The 25,491-nt window shown below is 70.8% G+C and carries 26 protein-coding genes; 19 read left to right on the plus strand and 7 right to left on the minus strand.

What is annotated here, in order from left to right; translation table 11 throughout:
- Position 1 precedes the first annotated feature (1 nt).
- On the minus strand, positions 2-382 hold the full coding sequence (locus tag ACTJI1_RS05400) for a glyoxalase superfamily protein (protein WP_310129915.1): 381 nt from the start codon (positions 380-382) through the stop codon (positions 2-4).
- Between the two features lie 149 nt (positions 383-531).
- On the opposite strand from ACTJI1_RS05400, the gene ACTJI1_RS05405 reads away from it, so the two are divergent.
- Positions 532-1,479 carry a DnaJ domain-containing protein gene (locus ACTJI1_RS05405; RefSeq protein WP_310129913.1) on the plus strand — a complete coding sequence of 316 codons (948 nt, stop codon included), beginning with the start codon at positions 532-534 and terminating at the stop codon, positions 1,477-1,479.
- Positions 1,480-1,537: 58 nt separating this feature from the next.
- The gene (locus ACTJI1_RS05410; protein ID WP_440741830.1) at positions 1,538-1,927 is read left to right on the plus strand and encodes a VOC family protein; all 390 of its coding nucleotides are present in this window, start codon (positions 1,538-1,540) and stop codon (positions 1,925-1,927) included.
- 28 nt (positions 1,928-1,955) lie between these two features.
- Here the strand turns inward: ACTJI1_RS05410 and ACTJI1_RS05415 are convergent, their stop codons facing one another.
- Positions 1,956-2,249, minus strand: a complete 294-nt coding sequence (locus ACTJI1_RS05415; RefSeq protein WP_440741831.1) for a hypothetical protein — start codon at positions 2,247-2,249, stop codon at positions 1,956-1,958.
- 96 nt (positions 2,250-2,345) lie between these two features.
- Between ACTJI1_RS05415 and ACTJI1_RS05420 the strand changes: the two genes are divergently transcribed.
- Positions 2,346-3,179: a DUF1295 domain-containing protein gene (locus ACTJI1_RS05420; RefSeq protein WP_440741832.1), complete on the plus strand. Its 834-nt coding sequence runs from the start codon at positions 2,346-2,348 to the stop codon at positions 3,177-3,179.
- Here the strand turns inward: ACTJI1_RS05420 and ACTJI1_RS05425 are convergent.
- The gene (locus tag ACTJI1_RS05425) at positions 3,101-3,607 is read right to left on the minus strand and encodes a hypothetical protein (RefSeq protein WP_310129905.1); all 507 of its coding nucleotides are present in this window, start codon (positions 3,605-3,607) and stop codon (positions 3,101-3,103) included. The genes ACTJI1_RS05420 and ACTJI1_RS05425 overlap by 79 nt on opposite strands.
- A 32-nt stretch (positions 3,608-3,639) precedes the next feature.
- On the opposite strand from ACTJI1_RS05425, the gene ACTJI1_RS05430 reads away from it, so the two are divergent.
- The 7 genes from ACTJI1_RS05430 to ACTJI1_RS05460 all read left to right on the plus strand — a co-directional run bounded on the left by ACTJI1_RS05430 (position 3,640) and on the right by ACTJI1_RS05460 (position 7,885).
- Entirely contained in the window at positions 3,640-4,122 is a 483-nt protein-coding gene (locus ACTJI1_RS05430) for a hypothetical protein (RefSeq protein ID WP_440741833.1), read from the plus strand.
- Position 4,123: 1 nt separating this feature from the next.
- Complete coding sequence (locus tag ACTJI1_RS05435; protein WP_440741834.1) at positions 4,124-4,522, plus strand: RNA-binding S4 domain-containing protein; 399 nt, start codon at positions 4,124-4,126, stop codon at positions 4,520-4,522.
- On the plus strand, positions 4,522-5,370 hold the full coding sequence (locus ACTJI1_RS05440; RefSeq protein ID WP_440741835.1) for a DUF72 domain-containing protein: 849 nt from the start codon (positions 4,522-4,524) through the stop codon (positions 5,368-5,370). The genes ACTJI1_RS05435 and ACTJI1_RS05440 overlap by 1 nt, the downstream gene beginning before the upstream one ends.
- Positions 5,371-5,379: 9 nt before the next feature.
- Positions 5,380-6,012, plus strand: coding sequence for a CDP-alcohol phosphatidyltransferase family protein (locus tag ACTJI1_RS05445; protein ID WP_310129897.1), 633 nt, complete (start codon positions 5,380-5,382; stop codon positions 6,010-6,012).
- Entirely contained in the window at positions 6,005-6,511 is a 507-nt protein-coding gene (locus ACTJI1_RS05450; protein WP_310129896.1) for an FHA domain-containing protein, read from the plus strand. The genes ACTJI1_RS05445 and ACTJI1_RS05450 overlap by 8 nt, the downstream gene beginning before the upstream one ends.
- Complete coding sequence (gene ftsR, locus ACTJI1_RS05455) at positions 6,511-7,200, plus strand: transcriptional regulator FtsR (RefSeq protein ID WP_440741836.1); 690 nt, start codon at positions 6,511-6,513, stop codon at positions 7,198-7,200. Before ACTJI1_RS05450 ends, ftsR begins: the two co-directional genes overlap by 1 nt.
- 133 nt (positions 7,201-7,333) lie before the next feature.
- Positions 7,334-7,885: a MerR family transcriptional regulator gene (locus ACTJI1_RS05460; protein WP_310129892.1), complete on the plus strand. Its 552-nt coding sequence runs from the start codon at positions 7,334-7,336 to the stop codon at positions 7,883-7,885.
- Positions 7,886-8,036: 151 nt separating this feature from the next.
- On the opposite strand, the gene ACTJI1_RS05465 is transcribed toward ACTJI1_RS05460, so the two are convergent.
- Positions 8,037-8,846, minus strand: a complete 810-nt coding sequence (locus ACTJI1_RS05465) for a ParA family protein (protein ID WP_310134934.1) — start codon at positions 8,844-8,846, stop codon at positions 8,037-8,039.
- A gap of 79 nt (positions 8,847-8,925) precedes the next feature.
- Between ACTJI1_RS05465 and ACTJI1_RS05470 the strand changes: the two genes are divergently transcribed.
- From ACTJI1_RS05470 to ACTJI1_RS05490, 5 genes are all read left to right on the plus strand, one after another.
- The gene (locus ACTJI1_RS05470; RefSeq protein WP_310129891.1) at positions 8,926-12,330 is read left to right on the plus strand and encodes a pyruvate carboxylase; all 3,405 of its coding nucleotides are present in this window, start codon (positions 8,926-8,928) and stop codon (positions 12,328-12,330) included.
- 109 nt (positions 12,331-12,439) lie between these two features.
- Positions 12,440-13,801: a nucleotide-binding protein gene (locus tag ACTJI1_RS05475; protein ID WP_440741837.1), complete on the plus strand. Its 1,362-nt coding sequence runs from the start codon at positions 12,440-12,442 to the stop codon at positions 13,799-13,801.
- A 142-nt stretch (positions 13,802-13,943) separates the two neighbouring features.
- Positions 13,944-14,435, plus strand: coding sequence for a peptide deformylase (gene def / locus ACTJI1_RS05480; RefSeq protein ID WP_310129888.1), 492 nt, complete (start codon positions 13,944-13,946; stop codon positions 14,433-14,435).
- 24 nt (positions 14,436-14,459) lie between these two features.
- The gene (locus ACTJI1_RS05485) at positions 14,460-15,305 is read left to right on the plus strand and encodes an NAD-dependent epimerase/dehydratase family protein (RefSeq protein ID WP_440741838.1); all 846 of its coding nucleotides are present in this window, start codon (positions 14,460-14,462) and stop codon (positions 15,303-15,305) included.
- A gap of 460 nt (positions 15,306-15,765) precedes the next feature.
- Positions 15,766-16,548 carry an endonuclease domain-containing protein gene (locus ACTJI1_RS05490; protein ID WP_440741839.1) on the plus strand — a complete coding sequence of 261 codons (783 nt, stop codon included), beginning with the start codon at positions 15,766-15,768 and terminating at the stop codon, positions 16,546-16,548.
- Positions 16,549-16,697: 149 nt separating this feature from the next.
- Here the strand turns inward: ACTJI1_RS05490 and ACTJI1_RS05495 are convergent, their stop codons facing one another.
- Positions 16,698-18,521, minus strand: coding sequence for an AMP-dependent synthetase/ligase (locus ACTJI1_RS05495; RefSeq protein WP_310129882.1), 1,824 nt, complete (start codon positions 18,519-18,521; stop codon positions 16,698-16,700).
- A 144-nt stretch (positions 18,522-18,665) separates the two neighbouring features.
- On the opposite strand from ACTJI1_RS05495, the gene ACTJI1_RS05500 reads away from it, so the two are divergent.
- From ACTJI1_RS05500 to ACTJI1_RS05510, 3 genes are all read left to right on the plus strand, one after another.
- Positions 18,666-19,616 (plus strand): ROK family glucokinase, encoded by a 951-nt coding sequence (locus tag ACTJI1_RS05500; protein WP_440741840.1) that lies wholly within the window; start codon positions 18,666-18,668, stop codon positions 19,614-19,616.
- 27 nt (positions 19,617-19,643) lie between these two features.
- Positions 19,644-20,333 carry a lysophospholipid acyltransferase family protein gene (locus ACTJI1_RS05505; RefSeq protein ID WP_310129879.1) on the plus strand — a complete coding sequence of 230 codons (690 nt, stop codon included), beginning with the start codon at positions 19,644-19,646 and terminating at the stop codon, positions 20,331-20,333.
- A 109-nt stretch (positions 20,334-20,442) separates the two neighbouring features.
- Positions 20,443-21,771, plus strand: a complete 1,329-nt coding sequence (locus tag ACTJI1_RS05510) for a class II 3-deoxy-7-phosphoheptulonate synthase (RefSeq protein ID WP_440742180.1) — start codon at positions 20,443-20,445, stop codon at positions 21,769-21,771.
- A 110-nt stretch (positions 21,772-21,881) separates the two neighbouring features.
- On the opposite strand, the gene pknB is transcribed toward ACTJI1_RS05510, so the two are convergent.
- Positions 21,882-23,783 (minus strand): Stk1 family PASTA domain-containing Ser/Thr kinase, encoded by a 1,902-nt coding sequence (pknB, locus tag ACTJI1_RS05515; protein WP_440741841.1) that lies wholly within the window; start codon positions 23,781-23,783, stop codon positions 21,882-21,884.
- Positions 23,784-23,869: 86 nt separating this feature from the next.
- Positions 23,870-24,988 carry a LysM peptidoglycan-binding domain-containing protein gene (locus ACTJI1_RS05520; RefSeq protein WP_440741842.1) on the minus strand — a complete coding sequence of 373 codons (1,119 nt, stop codon included), beginning with the start codon at positions 24,986-24,988 and terminating at the stop codon, positions 23,870-23,872.
- A 151-nt stretch (positions 24,989-25,139) separates the two neighbouring features.
- On the opposite strand from ACTJI1_RS05520, the gene ACTJI1_RS05525 reads away from it, so the two are divergent.
- On the plus strand, positions 25,140-25,481 hold the full coding sequence (locus ACTJI1_RS05525) for an Rv2175c family DNA-binding protein (RefSeq protein ID WP_310129874.1): 342 nt from the start codon (positions 25,140-25,142) through the stop codon (positions 25,479-25,481).
- Positions 25,482-25,491 lie beyond the last annotated feature (10 nt).

Genomic DNA, 25,491 nt, shown 5'->3' on the forward strand with positions numbered 1-25,491 from the left:
GCTAGTCGCGCTTCGGCAGCTGCTGCAGCGTCCAGGCGTTGCCGTCGGGGTCGGCGAAGTCGACGAAGCGGCCCCAGGCGAGGTCGGCGACTCCGCGCGCCTCGATGCCGCGCTCGGTGAGGTGCGCGAGGGCGGCGTCCGCATCCGGGACCACGATCTGCAGGCCCTTCATGGTGCCCGGGGTCATGTCGGTCAGCCCCTGGCCGAAGGCGATGGAGCACGCCGACCCGGGAGGGGTCACCTGCACGAAGCGCAGCTCGGGCGAGACCCGCTGGTCGTGGTCCGCGTTCCAGCCGAGCGCGTCCACGTAGAACGCCTTCGCCCGGTCGACGTCGGTGACGGGGAGGATGATGAGCTCGATGCGCCAGTCGCTGATGGTCATGATCGGTGCCTTCCTGTTCGGTGTGACTCCAGGCTACGAGCGCTTGCGGTCAGTTTCCGGCCGCAATCGGAATTCGGCGATTTCGCGGATCGGCGCGCTAGGGTCGTAAATCCCACCGGCCCACTGGAACCGAAAGCGATCACCGCGCGATGAGCGACTCACCGGCCTCGCCCACCCCGTACGAGGTGCTGGGCGTGCGCCCGGACGTCAGTCACGACGACCTCCGCCGTGCCTACCGTCGGCTGCTCCGCGAGACGCACCCGGACACCGGCGGCACCGCGGCGGCGTTCCAGGCCGTCCAGCACGCCTGGGAGCTCATCGGCGACCCCGAGGACCGCGCCCGGTACGACCGCGGCGAGAGCATCACGGTGGACGCGGTGGCCGGCGACTCGGCCGGCGGCGGCTTCAGCGCGACCGTGCACACCTCCCGCGCCGGCTCGGGCGGACCGTCCGTGCGCGCCCGCAGCTACGGGCACCCGGGCGGTCGCGCCCGCGAGCGCTTCCTCGGCCTCATGCGCGAGTGGATGGGGCGCGGCACCGACGACCGTGATCCGTACGACCCGGCGCTCGTGCGCTCCGCGCCGCTGGAGATCCGGCGGCTGCTGGCGGAGGCGCTCGCCGAGGAGGCGACGGCCCGGGCCGTGACCGGGCTCGGGATCGGCTTCACGATCTGGAACGACGTGGCCGTGCATCCCAGCACCGACGCCAAGCTCGACCACATCGTGCTCGGGCCGGCCGGGCTGTTCGCGGTCCGCTCCGCCGACTGGGGAGCGCCGGTCAAGCTCGCAAAGGGCGACCTCGTCGGCCCCGGCATCGCGCCGGACGAGGAGCCGTTCCACGATCTCTACCACGCGGCGAAGAGCTTCGGCCGCCAGGCGGGCGTCCGCTTCACCGGCCTCATCGTCGTGGTGCCGGACGCCGACCTCGACGTGCCGTTCGACGTCATCCGCCGCGGCCGGCTGAACGGCGCCATGGTGGTCCGCCGCTCGCTGCTGCCGCGCGTGCTGCGCGACGGCGCGAACGCCGCCGGACGGGAGAGCGTCGACCGAGCGTTCGAACTGCGCGTGCGCCTGCAGGAGGCCGTGCGCTTCGTCTGAGCCTCACAGGAGCGCAGCCTCTAGACGCGGCCGCTCCCGCACGAGCAGAGTGGACGCCATGGTCACCCCACTCGACATCTTCAGCGGCTTCAGCGTGAACGACCTCGCCGCGGCGAAGTCCTTCTACGGCGAGACGCTCGGTCTCCGCATCTCCGACGGCCCCATGGGCAACCTCGACCTCGAGCTCCCCGCCGGTGGTCACGTGTTCATCTACCCGAAGGACGACCACGTGCCCGCGACCTTCACGATCCTCAACCTCGTGGTCGACGACATCGACCGGGCGGTGGACGACCTCAACGCGAAGGGCGTCGCGACCGCGATCTACGACGACCCGGCGCTGCCGACCGACGCCAAGGGCGTGCTCCGCGGCCGGTCGCAGAACCGCGGCCCCGACATCGCCTGGTTTCGCGACCCCGCGGGCAACGTGCTCTCGGTGCTGCAGGAGTGACGCCGTCCCTCGAGACGGCGGCGGGGGATCAGGCGCGCGATCCGTCGCTGTCGTCGAGATCCCAGGAGGAGCCGCGCGGGTCCGACACGTCCTCGGTCGACCGGGGGATGGTCGACACGAGCCGGTAGGTGGCCTCCTCCGGCCATCCGCGTTCGTCGGCCAGCTCAAACACCTCGAAGGCGGACGCGCCGGCGAAGTCGGCGGGCACGCGGATGCGGTTCGGGGGCACATCCACTTCGGTCGGCAGCGTCAGGACGCGCGGCACCTGTCCATCGTCTCGCAGCAGCACCGCCCGGAACGTCCGGGCCTGGAAATCGGACACGTCAGTACGGTAGGCGCTTCCCGCACCCGCGTCGAGCGGAATACGGGAATTCCCCGGTGCGCATTCGACGGACACCCAGCGCCCTAGGATGTGCCTGTGGAGCCCTTCATCGTCTGTCTGTGGATCCTCGCCGCCGTCTGCGCGGCGACGTGGGTGCTCTCGCTCATCACGGGGGAGCACTCCTGGGTCGACCGCATCTGGTCGATCGTGCCGGTCGTCTACGTCTGGGTCTTCGCCGGAGCGGCGGGGCTCGCGGATGCGCGCCTCGACCTGATGGCGGTGCTCGTCACGCTGTGGGGTGCGCGCCTCACCTTCAACTTCGCGCGGAAGGGCGGGTACGCGCCCGGCGGCGAGGACTACCGCTGGGAGGTGCTGCGCGGCCGGATGAAGCCCGCCGCCTTCCAGCTGTTCAACCTGTTCTTCATCGTCATCTACCAGAACGTCCTGCTGCTGCTGATCGCCCTCCCCGCGTGGACGGCGTACCAGCACCGCACGCCGCTGTCCGCGCTCGACATCGTGCTGGCCGTCCTCTTCCTCGGCCTCCTCGTCGGCGAGACCGTGGCCGACCAGCAGCAGTGGCGGTTCCACCAGTGGAAGAAAGCGGAGACGGCGGCCGGCCGGACCCCGGAGCCGCGCTTCCTGCAGACCGGACTGTTCCGCTACTCCCGTCACCCCAACTTCTTCTTCGAGCAGGCGCAGTGGTGGGTCGTCTTCCTCTTCGGGTGCGCCGCCGCCGGCTCGGTGCTGCTGTGGACCGTGATCGGCCCGCTGCTGCTCACCGGGCTCTTCATCGGCTCCACGGTGTTCACCGAGAGCATCTCGCGCTCCCGGTACCCGGAGTACGCCGAGTATCAGGCGCGCACGTCGCCGGTGGTGCCCTGGTTCCCGGGCCGCGGGAACACCGCCCGCATGTGGTCCGAGTCGAGGTAGTCGGCCACGCCGATCAGGATGAGGCTGAACACGATCTGCTCGGTCACCATCCACAGCGGGTACAGGCCCGGGATCGCGGCGATCACCAGCGTGACGACCGGGAAGATCTTGGCGAACAGCCGGAGGCGCGAGTACGCCCAGTAGTAGCCCTTCTGCGCCCGCCACGAGAAGTAGAACAGCGTGACCGTCATCCCGAGCACGATCACCGACCGCATCCACACCGGGAACGCCACGGTCACCCCGTCCAGCGTCAGCACGACGGCGACGACGACGGCGGACAGCCCGATCACCAGCTCGGCGGCGAGCAGCCAGCCGACCACCGCGAAGGCGCGCCGCGTGCGCGGGTGCGCGCGGCCCTCGTCGGGCACGGTGTAGGCGGCGTGGCGGCCTCCCGCGATGCGGTCGAGCCGCGCGAGGAGAGTTTCCATGCAATCACGGTAACCCGGGCTACGGTGGGAATATGTCGTGCATCCGCTTCAACACCCCCGCCCAGCGCCAGGCCATGCGCAGCCAGCGGCCGGCGATGCTCACCGCCGAGGAGGCCGCGGCGCTGCACCCGGCGCCGGAGATGACGGAGAGCAAGCTCCGCCGCCTGCGCCTCCTCGCCGCCGACCCGAACCCCAAGATCCGCGAGGCGGTCGCGAGCAGCTACCACACCCCGGAGGACCTCTTCCTCACGCTCGCTCGGGACCCGGACGAGGGCGTCCGCGGCTGCGTCGCGAAGAACGAGGCGACCCCGTGCGACATCCTGCGGATGCTCGCCGACGACCGGTCGGAGACCGTGCGCGGCTGGGTGGCGGTCAACTACTTCGTGCCGGCGGATGTGATGGAGAAGCTGGCGAACGACCGCAGCCGCACCGTCCGCGGCCTGGTGAAGTGGAAGGCGTCCCTGTCGGAGGACGCCGTGGAGCCTGCCGCGGCGAAGGCCCCCGCGGCGGTCTGACGTGCCCGGCACACCGGCGGCGGGCCCGCAGGGCGCGAGCTCCAGCGTCCGCGTCGACTCCTGGGCGTGGGCCGTCCGCCTGTTCAAGACGCGGTCGGCGGCGTCGGATGCGTGCAAGGCCGGCCACCTCAAGGTCAACGGCGAGCGGGCGAAGCCGGCCACGCCGGTCCGCGTCGGCGACGAGGTCCGCGCCTTCGCCGGCGGCACCGAGCACATCTACATCGCGCGGCGTCTGATCGTGAAGCGCGTCGGGGCCTCGGTCGCGGCGGACTGCTTCGAGGACCGCACCCCGCCTCCGCCGCCGCGCACCGAGACCCCGGCGACCGTCACCCGCGAGCGCGGCGCCGGCCGGCCCACCAAGCGGGAACGCCGGCTGCTGGACCAGCTCCGGGGCCGCTGATGGCGCTCGCGCGCATCGGGATCTCGGGATGGACGTACGCGCCGTGGCGCGGCGTCTTCTACCCGCCCAAGCTGCCGCATCGGCTCGAGCTGGAGTACGCGTCCGAGCGGCTGGACTCCATCGAGATCAACGGTTCCTTCTACTCGCTGCAGCGCCCCTCCAGCTACCGCACCTGGGCGGAGCACACCCCCGAGGAGTTCGTGTTCGCGGTCAAGGGCGGCCGCTACATCACGCACATTCTGCGACTGAAGAACGCGCGGACCGCCGTCGCCAACTTCTTCGCGTCCGGAGTGCTGGCGCTGGGACCGAAGCTCGGCCCGCTGCTCTGGCAGTTGCCGCCGACGCTCCAGTTCGACGCGGAGTCGGTCGACGCGTTCCTCGGGATGCTGCCGCGCACCACCACCGAGGCCGCGGCGCTGGCCGGGGAGACGACCCTCGACGAGGACCGGACGCACACGGCCGCCGGCGCCGAACGGCCGCTGCGGCACGCGGTCGAGGTGCGCCACACCTCCTTCGACGTCCCCCAGTTCGCCGAACTCGCCCGCCGCCACGGCGTCGCGATCGTGCTCGCCGACACCGCCGGCCGCTATCCCGTGATCCGCACGCTGACCGCGGACTTCGCGTACATCCGCCTGCACGGGGACGAGGAGCTCTACACCAGCGGCTACACCGACGAGTCCCTCGACCGCTGGGCCGCGGAGCTCGGAGAGGTGCTGGAGAACGGGATGGACGTCTACGCCTACTTCGACAACGACGTGAAGGTCCGGGCGCCCTACGACGCCATGGGACTGCGCGACCGGCTCGCCGCCTGGACGCCCCGTCCACACGCGCTGGGAGACGCTCACTAGACTCGGAACGTGGAGGGTGGCAGCGCGGTCGTGAGTTCGCGGGTCTGGACGGTCCCGAACGTCCTCAGCTTCTTCCGCCTCGCACTGGTCCCGGTCTTCCTGTGGCTCATCGTGGCGGGGGAGGACGGGCTCGCCCTGCTCGTGCTCGTCGTCTCCAGCATCACCGACTTCCTCGACGGCTGGCTGGCCCGGCGGCTGCACCAGGTGTCCCGGCTCGGGCAGCTTCTCGACCCGGCCGCCGACCGGCTCTACATCTTCGCGGCCCTGATCGGCCTCTGCTGGCGCGAGGTCATCCCCTGGTGGCTCTTCCTCGTGATCATCGCGCGGGATGTGATGCTCGCCGTCCTCGGCGTCATCCTGGCCAACCACGGCTTCGGCCCGCTCCCCGTGCACCACCTCGGGAAAGTGGCCACTTTCTGCCTGTTCGTGGCCCTCCCGCTGCTGATGCTGGGGGAGGCGTTCGCCCCGATCGCGCCGTTCTCGCTGCCCCTCGGCTGGGCCTTCGCGCTGTGGGGCGCCTTCCTCTACTGGTGGGCCGGAGTGGTCTACATCCGGGAGACCGCGCGCGTCATCCGACTTCCGGCCGATGACAGGGGCGCTCCATCGGATACGCTGGACCGCAAGGAGGTTGACGGTGCCTGAAGACATTGACCCGAACGCTGCAGCCGGCGGAGCCGACGACGCCGCCCGGAACCCCCTGCGGGACGCGGCGGGCAACGAAGACACGACCGCGCGGTTCGGCGAGGAATTCATCTCGAAGATGTACCCGTCGGGCGAGGTGTCGCCGGAGGAGCAGGAGGCCATCGCCGCCCTGCCGTCCGGTTCCGCCCTGCTGATCGTGCGGCGCGGCCCCAACGCGGGCGCGCGGTTCCTCCTCGACGCCGACGTTACCTCCGCGGGCCGCCACCCGAACGCCGATATCTTCCTCGATGATGTGACCGTGTCGCGTCGTCATGCGGAGTTCACGCGCCGTGGCACCGCCTTCGAGGTGCGCGACCTGGGGTCGCTGAACGGCACGTACTACGACGGCGTCCGCATCGAGAGCGCGCAGCTCGCCGACTCCGCCGAGGTGCAGATCGGCAAGTTCCGCCTCACGTTCTACGCGTCGCGTCACGACCTCGCCGCAGCGGCGAACGGCTAGTGGCCCGGCCGGCACAGCGTGCCGCCGGCGACGCTCCTGCCCTTCTCAGCATCGGCCAGGTCCTCGCGCGGCTCACGCCCGAGTTCCCCGACCTGTCGTCGTCGAAGCTGCGCTTCCTCGAAGAGAGGGGCCTGGTGTCGCCCGCCCGCACGGCGTCCGGCTACCGCAAGTTCTCCCCGGCCGACGTCGACCGGTTGCGCGCCGTGCTCGGCATGCAGCGCGACCACTACCTCCCGCTGAAGGTCATCAAGAAGTACTTCGCCGACCTGGATGCGGGGCTCGACCCGGCGTTCCCCGGCACCGTGCCCGCCGGATCCATCCTCGGGTCGCGGCACTACCGTCGTGACGAGCTGCTGCGCGAGGCCGGCGCCGACGCCGAGCTGCTCCAGGATGCGGTGAGCGCCTCCCTGCTCCCCGCCGCCGACATGTACGGCGACGAGGCTCTGACCGTCCTGCGCGCGCTGGCGGAGCTCCGCCGCAGCGGCATCGAGCCGCGGCACCTCCGCGGGTTCCGCGCGGCCGCGGAGCGCGAGATCGGCCTGATCGAGACGGCCCTCGTCCCCATCGCGCGCCGGAACGACGTCAGCAGCAAGGCCCGCACGGCTGAGCTCGCCCGCGAGATCGCGGCGCAGCTGGATGTGGTGCGCGGCAGCATCATCCGCTCCTCCATCGCGCGGCTGCGTCCGTGACGCGGCTCCCCGGCCTCGACACGCCGGAACCGAAAGAGCGGATGTCGTTGCCCGGCGACCGCCGCATGGGTACCGTGGATGAAGCGGCGCGGTTGCGACGCGCGATCCACTACCCGGGTGAGAGGCGAACATCATGAGCGAACTGAGTCGTGACGACGGTGTCGCCCGCTACGACCTCGGACTCCTGTTCACCGACGGCCTCCCCGAGATGGACGACGTGAACGGCTACCGCGGAGCGGTCGCCGCCCGCGCCGCCGGGATCTCCTACCGCCAGCTCGACTACTGGGCCCGCACCGGACTGGTCGAGCCGACCGTCCGCGGCGCCGCCGGCTCCGGCTCGCAGCGCCTGTACGGCTTCCGCGACATCCTCGTGCTCAAGCTCGTGAAGCGCCTCCTCGACACCGGCATCTCGCTGCAGCAGATCCGCACCGCGGTGAACCAGCTGCGCGAGTCGGGCGTCAGCGACCTCGCCCAGACGACGCTCATGAGCGACGGCGCGAGCGTCTACCTCTGCACCTCCAACGACGAGGTCATCGACCTCGTCAGCCGCGGCCAGGGCGTCTTCGGCATCGCGGTCGGCAAGGTCCTCCGCGAGGTCGAGTCGAGCCTCGTCGAGCTGGACACCCAGTCCGACGCCATGGACGAGCTCGCCGCCCGCCGCGCCGCCCGCACCCGCGCCTCCTGACGCGCTCCGCGCGTCCCGCGCCTCCCGCGCGTCCCCTCTCGGGGTCTCCGGTCTCCTAGGCGTTCCGCCCACCGTCGAGTACACGAAAAGTGCACGGATCGACGGCGCGCCGCGTGCACTTTTCGTGTACTCGACGGAGGGGCGGGGGAGTTCAGGACTGGACGGTCGCGTACTCGCCGAGGCGGGCGGTGCGCAGCACGCGCTCCAGCAGCAGGTCGAAGTTGTGCGCCATCTCCTGCGCGCTCTCGCCCGGCCACACGTGCAGCGGCTTCGCCGCGCCCTGCGCCTGCTGCAGCGACGTGCGCTCCGGCAGCTGAGGGGAGAGCACGAGCGGACCGAACATGTCGCGCAGCTCCTTGATGCGGAACTGGTGCTCCAGCGACTGGACGCGCGCGCGGTTCACGATGATGCCGAGCGGCTGGAGGCGCGGCGACAGACCGCGGCGGATCTCCTCGATCGCGCGCAGCGCGCGGTCGGCGGCGGCCACCGAGAACAGGCCGGGCTCCGTCACGACCGCGACGCGGTCGCTGGCCGCCCAGGCCGTGCGGGTCAGCGCGTTGAGCGACGGTGCGCAGTCGATGAGCACGAGCTCGTAGTCGTGCTCGACGTTGGCGAGCGCCTCCTCGAGCTTCCAGATGTCGCGGATGCTCGGGTGCGGGCCGTCGAAGTTGATGGCGGACGGGCTGCCGATCATGACGTCGATCGTGCCGCTGCGGCCCTTCGTCCAGCCGGACGGGGCGATCGCGGCGCGGACGATCTTCTCCTTGGGGGAGGCGAGCACATCCGCGACGTTGAGGTGGCCGGCGACCTGGATGTCCATGCCGGTCGACACGTCGGATTGGGGATCGAGATCGACCACCAGCGTCCGCAGGCCTTTGGCGAACGCCGCCGACGCCAGCCCGAGCGTCACCGTCGTCTTTCCGACACCGCCCTTGAGGGAGCTAACGCTGAGTACGTGCACGAGAGCCACGTTACCTTCACTAGTCTTAGAGAACCTAACCGTTTGCTGTGTGGTGTCGACCCCTGCTCGAAAGGTCCCCATGTTCCGAAAGATCCTCGTTGCCAACCGCGGTGAAATCGCCATCCGAGCCTTCCGGGCCGCGTACGAGCTGGGTGCTCGCACGGTCGCCGTCTTCCCCTACGAAGACCGCAACTCGATGCACCGGCTGAAGGCGGACGAGGCCTACCAGATCGGCGAGCCGGGCCACCCCGTCCGCGCCTACCTGGACGTGCAGGAGATCATCCGCGTCGCGCAGGAGTCGGGCGCCGACGCCATCTACCCCGGCTACGGCTTCCTCTCGGAGAACCCCGAGCTGGCCGAGGCCGCCCGCGCCGCGGGCATCGCGTTCATCGGCCCGCGCGCCGAGGTCCTCGAGATGGCCGGCAACAAGGTGACCGCCAAGGAGCACGCGATCGCCGCGGGCGTCCCGGTGCTGAAGTCCACCCCGCCGTCGCGCGACATCGAGGAGCTGCTCGCCGGCGCCGACGAGATCGGCTTCCCGATCTTCGCCAAGGCGGTCGCGGGAGGCGGCGGCCGCGGGATGCGCCGGGTCGCCACCAAGGCCGATCTGCGCCCCGCGCTCGAGGAGGCCATGCGCGAGGCCGACAGCGCCTTCGGCGACCCCACCATGTTCCTGGAGCAGGCCGTGCTCCGCCCGCGTCACATCGAGGTCCAGATCCTCGCCGACGGCACCGGCGAGACCATGCACCTGTTCGAGCGCGACTGCTCCGTGCAGCGCCGCCACCAGAAGGTCGTCGAGATCGCGCCGGCGCCGAACCTCTCCGAGGACATCCGCCAGGCGCTGTACCGCGACGCGGTCGCCTTCGCCCGCTCCATCAACTACGAGAACGCGGGGACCGTGGAGTTCCTGCTCGACACCGCGGGGGAGCGCGCCGGCCAGCACGTGTTCATCGAGATGAACCCGCGCATCCAGGTCGAGCACACCGTGACCGAGGAGATCACCGACGTCGACCTCGTCCAGTCGCAGATCCGCATCGCCGCCGGCGAGACGCTCGCCGACCTCGGCCTCAGCCAGGAGACCGTGCACATGCGCGGCGCGGCGCTGCAGTGCCGCATCACCACCGAGGACCCGACGGCGAACTTCCGTCCGGACACGGGCAAGATCACGACGTACCGCTCGCCGGGCGGCGCGGGCATCCGCCTCGACGGCGGGACGATCAACCCGGGCGCCCAGATCAGCCCGCACTTCGACTCGATGCTCGCGAAGCTCATCTGCCGCGGCCGTGACTTCCCGGCCGCCGTGCTGCGCGCCCGCCGCGCGCTGGCCGAGTTCCGCGTGCGCGGCGTCGCCACCAACATCCCGTTCCTGCAGGCCGTCATGGAGGACCCGGACTTCATCGCCGGCAACGTCTCCACCTCCTTCATCGAGGAGCGTCCCGAGTTGTTCAAGGGCCGCGCCTCCAAGGACCGCGGCACCAAGGTGCTCAACTGGCTCGCCGACGTCACGGTCAACCAGCCGAACGGCCCGCGCCCGCTGAGCGCCGACCCGGCCGAGAAGCTCCCGAAGATCGACCTCTCGGTCCCCGCTCCCGCGGGGTCGCGTCAGCGCCTGCTCGAGCTCGGCCCGGCCGGCTTCGCCGAGGCGCTGCGCGCCCAGAAGTCGCTGGCGGTCACCGAGACGACGTTCCGCGACGCCCACCAGTCGCTGCTCGCGACCCGCGTCCGCACCCGCGATCTGCTCGCCGTGGCACCGTACGTCGCCCGCATGACGCCGGAGCTGCTCTCGGTCGAGGCGTGGGGAGGCGCGACCTACGACGTCGCCCTCCGCTTCCTCGGCGAGGACCCGTGGGAGCGCCTGGCCGCGCTGCGCGAGGCCCTGCCGAACATCAACATCCAGATGCTGCTGCGCGGCCGCAACACCGTCGGCTACACGCCGTACCCGACCCAGGTGACCGACGCGTTCGTGCGCGAGGCCGCATCCACCGGTGTCGACATCTTCCGCATCTTCGACGCGCTCAACGACGTGTCGCAGATGCGCCCGGCGATCGAGTCGGTGCTCGCCACCGGTTCGTCCATCGCCGAGGTCGCCGTCTGCTACACCGGCGACCTGCTCGACCCGGCCGAAGACCTGTACACGCTCGACTACTACCTGCGCCTCGCGGAGCAGATCGTCGAGTCGGGCGCGCACATCCTCGCCATCAAGGACATGGCCGGCCTGCTGCGCCCGAGCGCGGCCGAGAAGCTCGTCTCCGCGTTCCGCGAGCGGTTCGACCTGCCCGTCCACGTGCACACGCACGACACCCCGGGCGGTCAGCTCGCGACGCTGCTCGCGGCGTCCCGCGCCGGTGCCGACGCGGTGGATGTGGCCAGCGCCCCCATGGCCGGCACCACTAGCCAGCCCAGCGCCTCCGCCCTCGTCGCCGCGCTCGCCCACACCGAGCGCGACACCGGCATCTCGCTGAGCGCGGTCGAGGACCTCGAGCCCTACTGGGAGGCGGTCCGCCAGGTCTACCGGCCGTTCGAGTCGGGCCTGCCCGGTCCCACCGGCCGCGTCTACAAGCACGAGATCCCGGGCGGCCAGCTCTCCAACCTGCGCCAGCAGGCGAAGGCGCTGGGGCTCGCCGAGGACTTCGAGCTGGTGGAGGACATGTACGCCGCGGCCAACCGCATCCTGGGCCGCATCCCGAAGGTGACGCCGTCGTCGAAGGTCGTCGGCGACCTCGCTCTGCACCTGGCCGCCGTGAAGGCCGACCCGGACGACTTCGCCGAGAACCCGCAGAACTACGACATCCCCGACTCGGTCGTCGGCTTCATGGCCGGCGAGCTGGGCGAGCTGCCGGGTGGATGGCCGGAGCCGTTCCGCACGAAGGTGCTGGCGGGCAAGACGGTCAAGGTCGGCGTCGAGGACCTCTCGGCGGACGACGCGTCGGCCCTCGAGGGCGACAGCGCCGAGCGCCGTGCCACCCTGAACCGGCTGCTGTTCCCCGCCCCGACCCGGATCTACGAGCAGATGCGCGAGCTCTTCGGCGACCTCTCGGTCGTCGACACGCTCGACTACCTCTACGGTCTGGCGCAGGGCGGAGAGCACGTCATCGAGTTCAGCCGCGGCGTCCGCCTGTACATCGGGCTGGAGGCCATCGGCGAGGCGGACGAGAAGGGCATGCGCACGGTCATGACCACGCTCAACGGCCAGCTGCGGCCGGTGTTCGTGCGCGACCGCAGCATCGTCGTGGAGTCGAAAGCGGCCGAGAAAGCGGACACGGCCAAGCCCGGCCAGGTCGCTGCGCCGTTCTCAGGCGTGGTCACCCTCCAGGTGAACGTCGGCGACGCGGTCGCCGCCGGCCAGGCGGTGGCCTCGATCGAGGCGATGAAGATGGAGGCGGCGATCACCGCACCGGTCGCCGGAACCATCGAGCGGCTCGCCATCCCGAAGACCCAGCAGGTGGATGCGGGCGACCTGATCGTGGTCATCCAGCCCTCCTGAAACGGCGCCGTCTACCGGCCCCGTGACCGTCCCGCCGCCGCTCCGGCGGCGGGACGGCCTACAATGACGATTCGCGGGACCCGCCCGCAGCAGAAGGAGAACGCACGCCGTGGCGAATGGTCATGACGCCGACACCCCCGAGCCGCGCTCGCCGCGCGAGCTCGTGCCGGCCGACGACGAGCTGACGCCGGCCGACGCCTTCCAGCCGGTCCCGTCGCTCGAGGTCGACTCCACCCTCAGCATCGCCGTCGACCTCCCGCCGGCGCCCCCGCCGGAGATCCCGGAGGACGAGGCCGCCGTGGCGATCGACGAGGTCCCGGTCGACCCGGGCTTCGTCGCCTCGCCGACCGAGCCGACGACCATGTCGGTCGCGATCGTCGCCTCGCGCCTGGCGACCACCCCGCCCGAGGCCGCCGACGGCGCGGACGCGACCCGCGCCGCGGACAGCCCCGACGCCGCGCCGCTTCCGGCCGGCGAGCCGTACGCCGGCTCCCGCCGCGACCGCCTGCGCGGCGAGCACTCCACGCAGCCGGAGCCCGCCGCGATGCTGACCGCCGACCGCCTGCTCGAGGTCAACCGCAAGACGCGCCCCGGCCCCGAGGGCCCGTGGCAGCGCTTCGTCTACAACGTCACCTTCCGCACGGTGAACCTGGGCGACTCGGCCAAGGTGCGCGCCCGCAAGGAGCTCGACCACCGCATCCAGAAGCACTTCGAGGGCGGCGCCCGCTTCGTGCCGGTGCTCACCCGCAAGGGCGGCGTCGGCAAGACCACCGTGACCACGCTGCTCGGGATGGCCCTGGCCTCCGCCCGCGAGGACCGCATCATCGCGATCGACGCCAACCCGGACCGCGGGACGCTCTCCGAGCGGGTGCCGCGGCAGACGCGGTCGACGGTGCGGGATGTGGTGCACAAGGCCGCGAGCATCGGCGGCTTCACCGACTTCTCCTCGCTCGTCTCGCGCGACGAGACGCGGCTCGACATCCTCGCGTCGGATACCGACCCGATGCTGTCCGAGGCGTTCGACGAGAACGACTACAACGTCGTCGCCGACCTCTCGGCCCGGTTCTACTCGATCGTGCTCACCGACTGCGGCACGGGCATCGTCCACTCCGTGATGCGCGCGACGCTGCAGCGCGCCGACTCGCTGGTCATCGTCTCCGGCGGCAGCGTGGACGAGGCGCGGCTCGCCTCCGAGACCCTCACGTGGCTCGAGGCGAACGGCTACGGCGACCTGGTGCGCAACGCCGTCGTGGCGCTGAACACGGCGACGCACGCCACCAACCTGGTGAAGCTCGAGGAGATCGAGGCGCACTTCCGGTCGCGGGTGCGCGAGATCGTCCGCGTCCCGTACGACCCGCAGCTCGCCGCCGGGTCCGTGGTGTCGTGGAAGGACCTCAAGCCGCTGACGCGCCTCTCGGCGCGGACCCTGGCGGCCCTCGTGGTCGAGGGTCTCCCGGCGGAGCGCGACTGAGGAGCCGTCCGGCCTGTTGACCTGCCTCTCCGCCCTGCCGACCGATCCGCCCATCCACTGACCCGCCCATCCACTGACCCGCCCATCCACTGACCCGCCCATCCACTGACCCGCCCATCCGCCCGTTCATCGAGGAGTACCCGTGACCGAACGCCAGATCCGCCTGTTCGGCGACCCCGTGCTGAAGACGCCGTCCGACCCGATCGGGGAGATCGACGACGGCGTGCGCGGACTGGTCGAGGACCTGGTGGACAGCGTGCTCCCGCCAGGACGCGCCGGGGTCGCCGCACCGCAGATCGGCGTGAACGAGCGGGCCTTCAGCTACAACGTGGACGGCGAGGTCGGCTACGTGATCAACCCCGTGCTCGCCGAGGTGTCGGGGGAGCCGGAGCTGGTCGACGAGGGCTGCCTGTCCGTGCCCGGGCTGTGGTTCAAGACGCTGCGCTACCCGTTCGCGCGCGTGACGGGCATCGACCTGGACGGCAACCCGATCGAGGTGTCCGGCACCGGCGTGCTCGCGCAGGCGCTCCAGCACGAGACCGACCACCTCGACGGCGTGCTCTACCTGGACCGGCTCGACAAGGAGAGTCGTCGCGAGGCGATGAAGCAGGTGCGCGAGTCCGACTGGTTCTAGCCGCGTCCGCCTAGACTGGGCGGTATGCGAATCGCGGTCACCGGAGGATCGGGCAAGCTCGGACGCACTGTCGTGCGGGAGCTGCGGAAGACAGGGGACGAGGTCATCTCCCTCGATGCGGCGGGGGAGCGTGGTCCCGGCTTCGTCCGGGTCGACCTGACCGACTTCGGCCAGACGATCGACGCCATCCTCGGCGTGAACGACAAGCACGACGGCTTCGACGCGATCGTGCACCTGGCGGCCATCCCCGCGCCGGGCATCCTGAGCGACGTCGCGACGTTCCACAACAACATCCGCGTCACCTACAACGTCTTCCAGGCGGCGCGTCGCGCCGGAATCCGCAACGTCGTCTACGCGTCGTCGGAGACCGTCCTGGGCCTGCCGTTCGACGTGCCGCCGCCGTACATCCCGGTGGATGAGGACTACCCGGCCCGCCCGGAGAGCACCTACTCGCTGGTGAAGCACCTCGAGGAGCAGATGGCGATCGAGCTGGTCCGCTGGGACCCGGCGCTGAAGATCGTCGCGCTGCGCTTCTCCAACGTGATGGACCCGGAGGACTACGCCGCCTTCCCCTCCTTCGACGACGACCCGCGCGCACGCAAGTGGAACCTGTGGGGCTACATCGACGCGCGCGACGGCGCCCAGGCCATCCGCCGCGCCCTGGAGTGGGACACGACCGGCTTCGACCGCTTCATCATCGCGGCGGCCGACACCGTGATGAGCCGCCCCAACGACGAGCTCGTCGCCGAGGTCTTCCCCGGCGTCCCGCTGAAGCGTGACCTCGGCGTCAACGACACCCTCCTCTCGATCGACAAGGCCCGCCGCATCCTCGGCTACGCCCCCGAGCACTCCTGGCGCGACGAGGTCTGACCCGCGCCTCCCCGTCCCCGTCGCCTCGTGGTGATGCCGGGGCGACATTCGTGCCGAATGTCGCCTCCCCGGCCCGCGTAGCGCGCATTCGTGACGAATGTCGCCGAGCCTCCCCGACGACATTCGTGCTGAATGCGCCCTCTCGCCGCGTCGATGGCGACATTCGTCACGAATGTCGCCTTGCGGATGTGCGCACAGGGAGTCGTGCGGCGAGGGCATCCACAGATCTTGGCGAGCGGGACTGCGGGGGCGGTGAACCGAGCACCATCAGGGGATGCGCACTCCATCACCCCTGCCCCCACCGTTGGTCGGGGTCCCGTTCACGACCTCGCACGCGCGGAGGTATGGCGTCACCCGCTCACGGCTGCAGAGCCGTGATCTCGACCACCCATTCCACTCCGTTCACACGACCGCACCGGCGTCTGACGTCCGTCGGCTGTGCGAGGCTTATCTTCCGGTGATGCCGGAGGGCGCATTCTTCAGCCATGTGACCGCTGCAGAACTCCTCGGCGTCCCTCTCCCGGCCCAGGATGGTCCTCGGGTGCTGCATGTCGCGGTGCCGTTCCCCCGGACGCCTCCGCGTGCCCGCGGGGTGATCGGCCACAGTCTGTCGCACGTATCCGGCGGACCGGTCGACGGGCTGCCGGTCTGCGCTGCCGCGCAGGTGTGGTGCCAGCTCGCCGGCGAACTCTGTCGCGAGGACCTCGTGGCCGCTGGTGACCACCTGGTGGGTGCGCGGCGGCGACCGCCGCTTGTCGATGAGACGGAGCTTTCGGCGGCGGCTCTCCGGTTTCGCCGCACGAAAGGGGCGGACGCGCGGGCGTGGGCTCTGCCTCGAATCCGCCCAGGGGCCGATTCGCGTCCCGAGACCCTGCTGCGGCTCTTCCTCGAGGACTGTGGCGTCGACGGCTTGGAGGTCAATCGTCCGGTGCCCGTCCTCGCCGGCGCGTTGGCGCTCCACCCTGACCTCAGCATCCCGCAGAGCAGGATCGCGTTCGAGTACGAGGGCGACGGCCACAGGATGGACCGGCGTCAGTGGCAACGCGACATCGAGCGCCGTGAGCTCATGGAGGCGGAGGGATGGCGCGTCATCCGGGTCACCGCCAGGGACCTCTTCACCGATCGCGACGCGTTCCTCGCCCGCCTGTTGCGATTCGTGCCGAATGTCGAGTTCGCCGCTCGCCCTTCCCACGCTGTCGCAGGTGTGACATTCATGCCGAATGTGCCTCAAGCCGCGTCGTGAGGGTGCATTCGGCACGAATGGTCGCGATCGTCGGTCCCGGTCGGCGCGCGTCGCTCAGCACCATTCGTGCCGAATGTGGGGATTCAAGTGACCAGAAGGTGCATTCGGCACGAATGAGCGCGAAGCCGGCGCGTACGCGACGCACCCGCTCAGTGCGCCAGCGAGAAGCCCTCCGTGCGGGGGTTGTCGCTGTAGATGCCGTCGATGACGTCGGCGAAGTCGGCCAGGATGACGTTGCGCTTGATGCTGAGCTTGGGCGTCAGGTGACCGCTCGCCTCGCTCAGCTCGGTCGCGAGCACCACGAACTTGCGGACGCTCTCGGCGCGCGAGACACCGGCGTTCGCGTGGTCGATGGCGCGCTGGATCTCCGCGTGCACGGCCGGGTTCACGGACGCCTCGGCGAGCGTCATGTCCTTGTCCTCGCCGTTGTTCGCCAGCCAGGTCGGCAGCATCTCGGTGTCGAGGGTGACCAGCGCCGAGATGAACGGCTTCTGGTCGCCGACGACGATGACCTGCGAGACCAGCGGATTGGCGCGGATCGGGTCCTCGAGCGCGGCGGGGGAGACGTTCTTGCCGCCCGCCGTGACGATGATCTCCTTCTTGCGCCCGGTGATCGTGAGGAAGCCGTCCGCGTCGAACGAGCCGAGGTCGCCGGTGCGGAACCAGCCGTCGTCGAACGCGGCGGCGGTCGCCTCCGGGTTCTTCCAGTACTCCTTGAACACGTTGATGCCGCGCACCTGGATCTCGCCGTCGTCGGCGAGGCGGAGGTCGACGCCCGGCAGCGCGGGGCCGACGGTGCCGATCTTGAAGGTGTCGGGACGGTTCACGGTCGCGGGCGCCGTCGTCTCGGTGAGGCCGTAGCCCTCCAGGATCTTGATGCCGAGGCTGTGGTAGAAGTGCCCGAGGTGCGAGCCCAGGGGAGCGGAGCCGGAGACGGCGAACTTGACCCGGCCTCCCAGCGCAGCGCGGAGCTTCGAGAACACCAGCCGGTCGTAGAGCGCGAACTTCAGCTTGAGTCCGAACGGCACCGAGCCGGCCTCGACGGCCTTCGAGTGCTCGACGGCCACCTCGGCGGCCGCCCGGAAGATCTTGCCGCGTCCGCCGGCCTCGGCCTTCTGCTCGGCCGAGTTGTAGACCTTCTCGAACACGCGCGGCACGGCCAGGAGGAACGTCGGCTTGAAGCTCGCGAGCGCGGGCAGCAGCTGCTTCGTGTCGGCCTGGTGGCCGACCTTGACGCCGCCGGTGACGCACAGCACGGCGATGAAGCGCGCGAACACGTGCGCGGTGGTGATGAAGAGCAGAGTGGAAGCTCCGTCCTGCACGACCTCCTTCAGCGCCTCCGCCGAGTTGCGCGAGAGCTCGACGAAGTTGGAGTGGGTGAGCACGCATCCCTTCGGGCGTCCCGTCGACCCCGAGGTGTAGATGAGCGTCCCGATGTCGGCGCCCGTGGCGATACGGCGGCGGCGCTCGATCTCCTCGTCCGGAACGTCGACCCCGGCCGCGGCCAGCTTGTCCAGGTCGCCGAGGTGCAGCTGCCACACGGTCCCGACCAGCGGGAGCTCCGGGTGGACCTCGTCGAAGCGCGCGTGCATCTCCGCGTTCTCGAGGAACACCGCGATGGCTCCGGAGTCGGACATGTTCCACTGGATCTGCGTGGGGGAGGAGGTCTCGTAGATCGGCACCAGCACCGCGCCGGCGAACCAGGTGGCGAAGTCGATCAGCGTCCACTCGTACCGGGTCTTCGACATCAGCCCGATCTTGTCGCCGGGCTGGATGCCGGCCGCGACCAGTCCCTTCGCCAGCGCGATCACCTGGCGGTGGAATTCGGCGGCCGTGACGTCCCTCCAGCCGTCGCCGTCCGGCAGGGCGAACAGCGGCAGGTCCGGGGTCTCGGCCACCCGCTGCACCAGCAGATCGGTGGCGTTGGCCTCCGGGTCGGCGGGGACGACGACGGGCGTTTCGATCACATTCACGGTAGCTCCCTCGGTACCGGGCGGGCGGGCGTCCGGCCGAATGGCTTCGGCCGGAAGGGTTGATTACACTCTAGATGGTCCTGCCGGGGGCCACTCGCGCCCCGGGGGCCGCATCCCCCGCCCCATCCCGCAGGAAGGCACCACGTGCACGCGATCGGCATCGACATCGGTGGGACCAAGATCGCGGGGGCCGTCGTCGACGAGCTCGGCGTGATCGTCCGCGAGGACCGGGTCCCGACCGACGCCAGCCGTCCGGAGGAGATCGAGAACGCCGTCGTCGAGATGATCGAGCGGCTGTCCGACGGTCCGGAGGAGATCGCCGGTGCGGGCGTCGCCGCCGCGGGCTTCATCGACGCCGCGCAGTCCACCGTCTACTACGCGCCGAACATCAACTGGCGGCACGAGCCCTTCCGCGAGAAGCTCGAAGCGCGCATCGACCTCCCCGTGCTGATCGAGAACGACGCGAACGCGGCGGGATGGGCGGAGTTCCGCTACGGAGCGGGCCGCCTGGTCTCCGACATGGTCGTCCTCACCATCGGGACGGGCGTCGGCGGCGCGATCGTCAGCAACGACCGGCTGTTCCGTGGCGGCTTCGGCGCCGGCGCCGAGATCGGGCACATGCGCGTCGTCCCCGGCGGTCTGCCCTGCGGCTGCGGCGCTCACGGCTGCATCGAGCAGTACGGCTCGGGACGCGCGCTGCAGCGGATGGCGAACGAGCTGGCGGACGCCGGCGGCATCGGCCAGGGCCTCGCCGACGTGCGCGCCCGCACCGGCCTCCTGACGGGTGCCGACATCAGCGCCCTCATCACCGCGGGCGACCCGGGCGCCCTGGCCGCCCTCCGGCAGCTGGGGGACTGGCTCGGCCAGGCCTGCGCGAGCCTCGGCGCCATCCTCGACCCGCAGCTGTTCGTGTTCGGCGGCGGCGTCGCCCAGGCGGGCGAGCTGCTGCTCGAGCCGATCCGGCAGGCGTACCTCGAGAACCTCCCGGCCCGCGGGTTCCATCCCGAGCCCGAGTTCGCGATCGCCGAGCTCGTCAACGACGCCGGCGTCGTGGGAGCCGCCGACCTGGCGCGGCTCCACGCCTCCTCGATCTGAGCGCCCGGCGGGGATAGGCTTCGAGCGATGTTCTACTGGCTGATGAAGTACGTGGTCGTGGGGCCGTTGCTCCGCGGCATCTTCCGGCCGTGGGTCGTGGGGCTGGAGAACATCCCGGCCGAGGGTGCCGTCATCCTGGCGAGCAACCACCTCTCGTTCATCGACTCGATCTTCCTGCCGCTCGAGGTCGACCGGCACGTGTCGTTCCTCGCGAAGAGCGACTACTTCACCCGCCGGGGGCTGAAGGGATGGGCGACCAAGGCGTTCATGAACGCCACCGGCCAGCTGCCCATCGACCGCTCGGGCGGCAAGGCCTCCGAGGCGTCGCTGAACACCGGCCTCGCGGTGCTGGCCCGCGGCGAGATCCTCGGCATCTACCCGGAGGGCACGCGCAGCCCCGACGGCAAGCTCTACCGCGGCCGCACCGGCGTCGCGCGCATGATCCTGGAGGCCGGTGTCCCGGTCGTCCCGGTGGCGATGGTGGACACGGCCAAGATCATGCCGATCGGCACGCGTCTGCCGAAGATCGGCCGCATCGGCATCATCATCGGGGAGCCGCTCGACTTCTCCCGGTTCGACGGCATGGAGGGCGACCGCTTCATCCTGCGCTCGGTCACCGACGAGATCATGTACGAGCTGCAGCGACTGGGCGAGCAGGAGTACGTGGACGTGTACGCGACGACCGTCAAGGAGAAGCGGGCGACGCTGTCACAGTAGGACGGCCCCGAAGGCTTTCGCGGTAGGCTCGGATATCCCATCCATCCCCGAGTGAGCGGAAGACCCAGTGCTACAGACCACCGATCCCGTCGTGCGACCTGACGAGTCCGTGATCGAGGGCCTGGAGTATTGGCGCACCCTTCCCATCAAGCAGCAGCCGGCGTGGCCGGACCCGGAGGCGGCCGCCGCCGCGTCCGCCGAGATCGCCACGCTGCCGCCGCTCGTTTTCGCGGGCGAGGTCGACCAGCTCCGCACCCGGCTGGCGCGCGCCGCCGAGGGCGAGGCGTTTCTGCTGCAGGGCGGCGACTGCGCCGAGACCTTCGCCGGGGCCACGGCGGACGCCATCCGCAACCGCGTCAAGACGGTGCTGCAGATGGCGGTCGTGCTCACGTACGGCGCCTCCGTCCCCGTGATCAAGATGGGCCGGATGGCCGGCCAGTTCGCCAAGCCGCGCTCGAGCGACACCGAGACCCGCAACGGCGTCACCCTTCCCGCGTACCGCGGCGACATCGTCAACGGCTACGACTTCACCCCGGAGTCCCGGCAGGCGGACCCGCGCCGGCTGGTGCAGGGGTACCACACCGCCGCATCCACGCTGAACCTCATCCGCGCGTTCACCCAGGGTGGTTTCGCCGACCTGCGCCAGGTGCACAGCTGGAACAAGGGCTTCGCCGCAAACCCGGCCAATCAGCGCTACGAGGGCCTCGCCCGCGAGATCGACCGTGCCATCAAGTTCATGGAGGCGGCGGGCGCCGACTTCGACGAGCTGAAGCGGGTGGAGTTCTACTCCAGCCACGAGGCCCTGCTGATGGACTACGAGCGGCCGATGACCCGTATCGACTCCCGCACGGGCACCCCGTACAACACGTCCGCGCACTTCGTCTGGATCGGCGAGCGGACGCGCGACCTCGACGGCGCGCACGTCGACTTCCTGTCGCGGGTGCGCAACCCGATCGGCGTGAAGCTCGGCCCGACCACGTCGCGCGACGACATGCTGCGCCTGATCGACAAGCTCGACCCGGAGCGCGAGCCCGGCCGCCTGACGTTCATCACGCGCATGGGCGCCGGCACGATCCGGGATGCGCTGCCCCCGCTGCTCGAGGCGATCAAGCGGTCCGACGCCAAGCCGCTGTGGGTCACCGACCCGATGCACGGCAACGGGCTGACGACGCCGACCGGCTACAAGACGCGTCGCTTCGACGACGTCGTCGACGAGGTGAAGGGCTTCTTCGAGGCGCACCGCGCCGCCGGGACCAATCCCGGCGGCATCCACGTCGAGCTCACCGGCGACGACGTGACGGAGTGCCTGGGCGGGTCCGAGCACATCGACGAGGCCACGCTCGCGACGCGCTACGAGTCGCTGTGCGACCCGCGGCTGAACCACATGCAGTCGCTGGAGCTGGCGTTCCTGGTCGCCGAGGAGCTGTCCCAGCCCTGATCCCGGGCCGAGCCCTCATCGAAGGGTCGCAACACGCCGTTATCCGCCACGGATAACGGCGTTTTGCGTCCCCTGGATGTCGGAACCGGTCGGACGCCGGCCGGAACCGGTCAGAACCCGGCGAAGTTGACGGTGATGGTCGAGCCCTTGGGCTGTTGCGTCCCGGCGGCGGGCGAGATCTTCGAGACCACGAACGCCGGCGGTGCGACGTCCGCGATCGCGCTGTACTTGAGCTTGAATCCCGCGTCCGTCAGCGCCTTCTTGGCGTCGGCCCAGCTCTTTCCGACGACGTCGGGGACGGTGACCGGCTCGGGGCCCTTCGACGTCTCCAGCAGCAGCGTGTCGCCCGGACGCACCGGGTCGTGCTGCGGCTGCGCCGAGATGACGTCGCCCTCGGCGACCGTGTCGCTGTAGCTCTGCGGGCCGGCGGAGGTCAGCAGTCCGACCTTGCCCAGGATCGCGGAGGCGTCGGAGACGGACTTGCCCGCCACATCCGGGATGGGGCCGGCCGAGACGACGAGGTTGACCGCGGCCGCCTCGAAGTACTGCCCGCCGCCGGAGATGTCCGCGCCGGTGTCGGCCCGGGTCGCTGAGATGACGGTGTCGGCCGGAACCTTCGCGTCGAACTGCTTCGCGATGTCGCCCACCTTGGCGCCCGCGCCCGTGATGGCGCTCTTGGCCGCATCCGTGCTCTGACCGGCGAGAGCGGGGATGGTGATCGGCTTGGGACCCTGCGAGATGCGGAGCGTCACCTTGCTGCCGCGCGCGGCGGGGATGCCGGCCGCCGGGTCGGTGCTCGACACCATCCCCTTGGCCACGGTGACGCTGTACTCGGGCGCCTGCGCAGCGGTGAAGCCCAGCTTCTGCAGTTCGGCGGTGGCGGCGTCGGGCGTGGCGTTGACGACGTTCGGGACGGCGACGAGTGACCCGGGGCCGGAGCCGAAGTACCAGCCGGTGCCGGCAGCGACTCCCGCGAGCAGGATGACGAGCGCGAACAGCCACCAGCCCTTCGAGCGGCGCTTGGTGGCGGCGGCGCTGAGCGTGGCCGTGGCCGCGGGCGTGCTCGAGGCGACCTGCTGGCGGATGGCGGGGTTGATGATCTGCGTGTCGCCGTCATCGAGATCGAGGGCGGGCGGCAGCACCATGGTGGGCTGCAGCACCGCCTCGCCGCGCAGCGACTTCTCCGCCTCGAGCAGGCGGTCGAGCATCTCGCGGGCGTCGCGCGGCCGGCGCTCCGGGTCCTTCTCGGTCGCCCACAGCACGAGCTCGTCGAGCTCGGCGGGGACGGCCGGGTTCTTCGCGCTCGGCGCCGGGACCGCGTCGTTGGCGTGCTGGTAGGCGATCTGCATCGGCTGCTCGCCCTGGAAGGGCTGCTGGCCGGTCAGCATCTCGTACATCATGATGCCGAGCGCGTAGATGTCGCTGCGCGCGTCGGCGACGCCGCGCGTGACGAGCTCGGGGGAGAGGTAGGCGATCGTGCCGAGGAGCGCCTGTCCGGTCGCGGTGTTCGCGCTCGCGGCCCGGGCGAGGCCGAAGTCGCCGATCTTGATGCGGCCGTCGTCGGCGAGCAGTACGTTCTCGGGCTTCAGGTCGCGGTGGACGATCCCGGCCTTGTGCGCGGCCGCGAGACCGGAGAGCACGGCCTCCATGATGTCGATGGTCTGCTCGGGCGTGAGCTTGCCGTAGTCCTTGAGCAGGTCGCGCAGCGTGATGCCGGGCAGGTACTCCATGACCAGGTACGCCATGTCGGAGTCCTGGCCCTGGTCGAAGACGTTGACGACATTGGGATGCGCGAGCCGCGCCGCCGAGCGCGCCTCCTGCACGAAGCGGCTCTTGAAGGTGGAGTCGTCGGCCAGGTGGCCGTGCATGATCTTGATGGCGACGCGTCGCTCCAGGCGGAGGTCGGTGGCCAGGTAGACGGTGGCCATGCCACCGCGGGCGATCCGCGAGCGCACCTGATACCGGCCGTCGATGAGACGGCCGATCATCGGGTCGGTCTGGCTCGTGGTCACGAATCGAGTCTAGGGAAAGAGCCGAGGTGGAACCCGGCAAAACACCGGAGGACGCGACGGCTGTGACCCGGCTGTGACATTCGCGCTCAGCCGAGCTGGGCGAGCCAGGCCCGCGCGGACGTCTCCCACTTCGCGTAGGCGTCGGGGAAGGCGGAGAGCTGCACGGCCTGTGCGGCCTGCGTGACGGTCATGCCGGACCAGCCCGGGATGTCGAGGAGCCCGCGCGTGCGCCCGGGGTTGGGGTTCCCGCGGCCGCCGTAGAAGGCCAGCGTCGCGCGGGTCGGGTCGAGCACCTGGTCGGGCGTGCCCCAGCCGGTGCTCGGCCGCTGCTGGAACAGGCCGAGCGAATCGCGGTCGCCATAGCGGACATTCCGCAGGCCGGACTCCTGCGCGGCGGCGGCGAGGGCGATGACGATGCCCTGGTCCGGGACGCCCTGCTGCCGCCCGATCCGGATGATCAGCTGCGCGTTCGCGCGCATCTCGTCGCTGAGCGCCACGACTTTTCCGGCTGCCGCCTGGGGCAGCGGCGCGGGCGCGACCACCGGCGCCGCAGCGACGGGCGCGGGAGCGGACGGGGTGTTCAGCGCCGCCGTCGTCATGCCCGGGATGCGGATCTTCTGACCGGGGAAGATCAGGCTGGATGCGCTGAGGCCGTTGGCGGCGAGCACGGCCCGGGTCGTGACGCCGAAGCGCCCGGCGATGCCGCTGACGGTGTCGCCGCGCGCGACCGTGTACGTGGTGGCCGCCTGCGGGGCGGCGGGAGCGGGGGCCGGAGCCGCGGGGGCTGCCGGCGCCGGAGCCGGAGCCGCGTGCGCCGGTCCCGCCAGCGCGAGCACCTGGCCGGGGAAGATGAGGCTCTTCCAGCTGAGACCGTTCATCGCCAGGACGGCCGCCGTGGACAGTCCGAAGCGGGCGGCGATGCCGGAGACGGTGTCGCCGGACTGCACCCGGTAGGCGGCGGGCGCGGCGGCGACGGAGGTGCGCGCGGGGGAGGCCGCGGAGTCGTGGGCGATCGTGCTCACGACGGTGGAGCGCTGCAGCGCCGTGACCTCGCCGGTGTCGTCGGCGTGGTCGGTGGCGCGCTGCTCCGGTGCGGCGGCCTGGGCCGGGGTGACGAGGTTCAGGGTGACCGCGAGCGAGCTGGCGACGGCGATCGGCACGGTGCCCAGCATCCCGCGGATCCTGCCGGTGTCTGTCAGAGCCATGGGATCCCCCTGTTCGAGTGACACGACGACAACCCACGGTGTCACGGAACGGTTAAGGAGTCAACAGAAGTGACGGATGTGACACGGGTTCACATGATCGTAACAATCGGGACGGCGTGCGCGCCGGCACGAGTCATGGCACGCTGGAGGGGTGAGCGAGCACGTCCAGACCACGGAATGGTTGACCGTCCCCGACCTCGTCGAGCAGTTGGGCCTGAGCGTGAGCCGGGTCCGTCGTCTCATCGAGGACCGCCACCTCGGCGCCAAGCGCATCGACGGGGTCCTCAAGGTCCCCGCGCTGTTCCTCAAGGACGGCCAGCCGCTGAGCGAGCTGCACGGCACGCTGATCGTGCTGGCCGACGACGGCTTCAGCGACGACGAGGCGGTCGACTGGCTGCTCGAGCCGGAGGAGAGCCTGGGCACCTCGCCGATCGAGGCGCTGCGGGCCGGCCGCAAGGCGGAGGTCCGCCGCGTGGCCCAGGCGCTCGCCTGACCGCGTTCGT

Source organism: Leifsonia sp. 22587, assembly GCF_052044215.1.
GTDB classification, from domain to species: Bacteria; Actinomycetota; Actinomycetes; order Actinomycetales; family Microbacteriaceae; genus Leifsonia; species Leifsonia shinshuensis_C.